The organism is Pseudomonas sp. AGC41 (assembly GCF_057334555.1).
Genome location: NZ_JBHFJB010000084.1, coordinates 43,772 through 48,910 on the forward strand (window position 1 = coordinate 43,772; position 5,139 = coordinate 48,910).

At 63.9% G+C, this 5,139-nt stretch carries 4 protein-coding genes; all 4 read right to left on the reverse strand.

Features of this window, described 5'->3' with window-relative positions; all coding sequences use genetic code 11:
* Positions 1–84: 84 nt before the first annotated feature.
* The 4 genes from ACE04F_RS15525 to ACE04F_RS15540 all read right to left on the reverse strand — a co-directional run bounded on the left by ACE04F_RS15525 (position 85) and on the right by ACE04F_RS15540 (position 5,002).
* The gene (locus ACE04F_RS15525) at positions 85–1,614 is read right to left on the reverse strand and encodes a DHA2 family efflux MFS transporter permease subunit (RefSeq protein WP_486107991.1); all 1,530 of its coding nucleotides are present in this window, start codon (positions 1,612–1,614) and stop codon (positions 85–87) included.
* A 236-nt stretch (positions 1,615–1,850) separates the two neighbouring features.
* The gene (locus ACE04F_RS15530; RefSeq protein ID WP_486107993.1) at positions 1,851–3,047 is read right to left on the reverse strand and encodes an EmrA/EmrK family multidrug efflux transporter periplasmic adaptor subunit; all 1,197 of its coding nucleotides are present in this window, start codon (positions 3,045–3,047) and stop codon (positions 1,851–1,853) included.
* Positions 3,048–3,062: 15 nt separating this feature from the next.
* A complete protein-coding gene (locus ACE04F_RS15535; RefSeq protein ID WP_486107995.1) occupies positions 3,063–4,532 on the reverse strand; it encodes an efflux transporter outer membrane subunit in 1,470 nt (489 codons plus the stop codon).
* Positions 4,529–5,002, reverse strand: coding sequence for a MarR family winged helix-turn-helix transcriptional regulator (locus ACE04F_RS15540; protein ID WP_305495695.1), 474 nt, complete (start codon positions 5,000–5,002; stop codon positions 4,529–4,531). The genes ACE04F_RS15535 and ACE04F_RS15540 overlap by 4 nt, the downstream gene beginning before the upstream one ends.
* Positions 5,003–5,139 lie beyond the last annotated feature (137 nt).

Below are 5,139 nucleotides of genomic sequence, written 5' to 3' on the forward strand. Positions count from 1 at the left end.
TGCGGTGTGTCAGTCAAAACATCACTGACTGATAATCCGTTTTCGCGAGCAGGCTCGCTCCCACAGGTTGGACTGCGCCCGCCATCAATGACCGCTGGCGGCTGGCCCCGCCTTCGCCGCAAACGGCGGTTTCGCCAGCCACACCAGCAGGATCAACCCCATGAACGCCCAGCCCAGCAGCGTGAAATAATCCACGGTGGAGAGCATGTACGCCTGGCTGGTGAGGATCTGGTCGAGCTGGGCGTATACCGGCGTGCTCGCCCTGCCGAGCTGGTTGATCGTCTCGCGCGTGGCCGGTTCGAAGGTGCTGATGCTTTCGCTCAGGTAGGCATGGTGCTGGTCGGCGCGGCGGATCCAGATCCAGGTGGTCAGCGACGCGGCAAAACTGCCGCCCAGGGTCCGCAGGAACGTCGCCAGCCCCGCGCCATCGGCGATCTGCTGGGGTGGCAGGTCCGACATCAGGATGCTCAGGGTCGGCATGAAGAACAGCGCCACGCCGATGCCCATGAACAGCTGCACCAGGGCGATGTGCTGGAAATCCACCTCGTTGGTAAACCCGGCGCGCATGAAGCAACTCAGGCCGATCGCCAGGAACGCCAGCCCGGCCAGCAGGCGCAGGTCGAATTTGTGGGCATATTTACCAACGAAAGGTGACATCAACACCGGCAGGATCCCGATAGGCGCGACCGCCAGGCCGGCCCACGTAGCGGTGTAGCCCATCTGAGTCTGCAACCACTGCGGCAGGATCAGGTTGATGCCGAAGAACCCGGCATAACCGCCCACCAGCACGATCGTCCCGATGCGAAAGTTGCGATAGGCAAACAGCCGCAGATTGACCACCGGATGGCGGTCGGTCATTTCCCAGATCACGAACACCGCCAGCGCAACGACCGAGATCAGCGCGCCGAGGATGATGAAGTTCGACTCGAACCAATCCAGGTCGTTGCCCTTGTCGAGGATCACCTGCAACGCCCCGACACCAATGACCAGGGTGATCAGCCCGACGTAATCCATCGGCTGGCGACTGGTGACCACCGGCCGCGCCTTCAGCTGCTGGCGCACCACCAGCACCGCGAAAATCCCGATCGGCACGTTGATGAAGAAAATCCACGGCCAGCTGTAGCTGTCGGTGATCCAGCCGCCCAGGATCGGCCCGGCGATCGGCGCCACCACGGTGACCATCGCCAGCAATGCCAAGGCCATGCCGCGCCTGGCCGGCGGGTACACGGCAATCAGCAAGGTCTGGGTCATTGGATACAGAGGCCCGGCCACCAGGCCCTGAACCACACGAAAACCGATCAGCTCGGGCATCGACGTGGAAACCCCGCAGAGGAACGAGGCCAGGACGAACAGCATCGTTGCCCACAAAAACAGTTTCACCTCGCCAAACCGGCGGCTCAGCCAACCGGTCAGCGGCAGCGCGATTGCGTTGCTCACGGCGAACGAAGTGATGACCCAGGTGCCCTGCTCCGAACTCACGCCCAGGTTGCCGGAAATGGTCGGCAAGGCGACGTTGGCGATGGTCGTGTCGAGCACTTGCATGAACGTCGCCAGCGACAACCCGATGGTGCTGAGCAACAGGCTGGGCGGCGTGAAGGACGCGTTATTGCTCATTGCGAGAATCCTATGAAGCGGTGGTGACAAAATTGGAGCAAGACCGCCAGGACCTGAATGCTGTCACTTGAGTCTGCGCCAGACACGTGGCGAGGGAGCTTGCTCCCGCTGGGTCGCGAAGCGGCCCCAAAACCTGTCGCATGCGGAGCGTCAGGCACACCGCACCCGCCGGTTTACGACTGCTTCGCAGCCGAGCGGGAGCAAGCTCCCTCGCCACAGGGTTCGACGGGGCTGCTTCAACGCTGCGCGGTCTTGCTCGCCGCCGCGCTGTTCTCATGAATCAGCCGAGTGATCATCGCGTCGGCATCGGCCAGCTGGCGGTCGTAGACCTGGGTGCTGAACGAGGCTTTTTGCGGTGGCTGCTGGGCCAGTACCGGGCCGCTCTGGTCGCGGAGATTGACGTTGACCTGGGTCGACAGGCCGACCCGCAGCGGATGTCTGGCCAGCTCCTCGGCATTGATATGAATGCGCACCGGCACCCGCTGGACGATCTTGATCCAGTTACCGCTGGCGTTCTGCGCCGGTAGCAGGGCAAACGCGCTGCCGGTGCCGGCGCCCAGGCTGTCCACTGTGCCGCTGTACTTCACGTCGCTGCCATAAAGGTCGGTCTCGATGTCCACCGGCTGGCCGATGCGCATGTCACGCAGCTGGGTTTCCTTGAAGTTGGCGTCGATCCACAGCTGGTCCAGCGGGATCACCGCCATCAGCGCCGTGCCCGGCTGCACACGTTGCCCGAGCTGAACGGTGCGCTTGGCGACGTAACCGGTCACCGGCGCAATCAAGGTGCTGCGGGCATTGCTCAGGTAAGCCTGGCGCAGTTGCGCGGCCGCCGCCTGCACGTCGGGATGGTTCGACACCACGGTGTCATCCACCAGCGCGCTGGTCGTCATGAGTTGTTGCCGGGCATTGGCCAGGGCGTTCTGCGCCGAGGTCAGGTCGTCCCGGGCGTGGGACAGTTCTTCCTGGGAAATCGCCCCGCCGGCCGCCAGGTTCTTGCGTCGGCTGTAGTTTTCCCGGGCCTTCTGCACTTCCGCTTCCTGCGCATGTACCTGGGCCTTCATGCCGTCGACATTGCTGTACAAACCACGCACCTGGCGCACGGTATGGGCCAGGTTGGCCTGGGCACTTTGCAAGGCAACTTCGGCGTCGTTCGGGTCGAACTGCACCAGCACCTGGCCTTCGCGCACCAGGTCACCGTCATCGGCACCAATGCTCACCACGGTACCGGTGACTTGCGGGGTGATTTCCACCACGTTGCCATTCACGTAGGCATCGTCGGTGCTTTCGCTCCAGCGTCCATACAGTTCATGCCAGGCCCAGACACCGACGCCGGCGAGAATGACGATCAGGGCCAGGGCCAGCAGCAACACCTTGCGCTTGCGCGGGTTGCCGCTGTCCTGTTGGGTTTCTTGGGTAGTTTCGGCAGTTGCCATGACCAGTACCTCGAATCAGTGAGTCGGCGCGGTGGCGGCCGGAGTGGCCGAAGCGATGGTTTGGGTATCGAAACCACCGCCCAGGGCCTGCATCAGTTGGATCGACAGATCGATCTGCTCGGCATTGAGGGTCGCCAGTTGGCGCTGGGCCTGGAGCAGTTGTTGCTCGATGCTCAACACATCCAGGTAATTGCCGATGCCGGAACCGTAGCGCTGGACCACGGTGTCGTAGGAGTTGCGGGCGATATCCACCGCGTGTTGCTGGGCGCCGAGCTGCCGACCGATGTCGCGCAACTGGTTGATGGTGTCGCTGACGTCGCCAAGGGCCGCGACCAGGCTCTTGTTGTATTGCGCCACCGCCAGGTCGTAATCGGCGTCCCGGGCATCCAAGTCCGCCCGCAGGCGGCCGCCGTCGAAGATCGGCAGCGACACGGTCGGCGCCACGTTGAAGAAACGACTGGGCGCGCCGAACATCGCGTCACCCAGCAGCGATTGCACCCCCGCCGCCGCGCTCAGGTTGAGGTTGGGGTAGAAGTTGGTCTTGCCGGCCTCGATGTTCTTGCTCGCTGCCTCGACCCGCCACCGCGCCGCGACCAGGTCCGGACGGCGGCCGAGCAACTCGGCCGGCAGGTTCGACGGCAGGGCCACCGCGCTGGCCTGCAGCACGTTGGGCCGGGCGATTTCGTTGCCCCGGTCGGGACCTTTGCCCAGCAGCACCGCCAAGGCGATCTTTGCGCTTTGCAGGCGTTTTTCCGCGTCGATCAGCGTCGCATCGGCGCTGGCTTCGAGGCTTTCGGTCTGCTGGAACTGGTATTCGCTGTCGATCCCGGCACCGAGACGGCGCTTGCCCAGGTCGAGCATCTGCCGCGTGCGCTTGAGGTCTTCATTGGCCAGGTCATAAATGATGTGGGCCTGGCCCAGGTCGCTGTAGGCCCGGGCCACGTCGGCGGCGAGGGTCAGTTGCGCCGCCTGGCGGTCGATCTCGGCGGCGCGGGCCTGGCCCAGGGCCGCTTCCCAGGCGGCACGTTGGCCGCCCCAGAGGTCGAAGTTGTAATTGAAATCCACGCTCAGCGAACGCAGGGTGCTATAGGCGCCGCCCTGCCCTTGCGGGTCCTGGTCACGGGCCAGGCGCGAACGGCTGACGCTGCCGCTGGCGTCGAGGGTCGGCAGACGCGCGGCATTCGCAGCATAGGCAGCGGCACTGGCCTGGTGCACCCGGGCACTGGCGATCTGCATGTCCGGGCTGTCGCGCAGCGCTTCACGGATCAAGCCGTCGAGTTGCGGGTCGCCAAGGCTTTTCCACCAGTCGCTTTTCGGCCACGCGGCGGGCGACAGTTTGACCCCGGTCAGCGATTGCCCAGCCTGCAGGCTCTTGGCCTCCAGGCTGACGCCCTCGGTCTTCAGGCCGCTGTAGCTGGCACAACCGGCGAGGCTCATGGCCAACAGCACCAGGCTCAGGCGGGTACGCAAGGTTTGATGTTTCATTTGGCCCCCAATCGCAGGACGGTGATGGGGTCACCGGCGGCGAGCAGTATTTTCTTGAGGATGTCTTCGAGGGTTTGCAGCTCCTCGCGGCTGATGGCGCCGGCCAGTTGATTCATGGCGTCGGCGCCGATGAACGGCAGGCGATCGGCGAGGGCCTGGCCGGCGTCGGTCAGCACCAGACGAACCTGGCGCCGATCCTGTGCCGAGCGCTGGCGAACCAGAAAGCCCTTCTGCTCCAGGCGGTCGAGCATGCGGGTCATCGAGCCGCTGTCCAGCGACAGGTACCGGCACAGCTCGACCGGCGTATCGATGCCGTGCTGGGCCATGATGATCAACACCTTGAACTGCGCGGCGGTGATGCCGACGGGCTCCATGTGGGTGTCGATGATCCGGTCCTTGAGCGCCGCAGCGCGGCCAAGGAGCATGCCGAGATGGCAATTGTGGAATTCGTCCGGGGTGAAATGCTTCATCGGGATACCGTTAGCTGCCTAGGCAGTGAATGTATGTCGAGATATTACTGCTTAGGCAGCAAATGTCAAACAAATAGTTAGTTAGCTATGCATAAACACTTGTGGGAGCGAGCCTGCTCGCGAAAACGGTGCGTCAG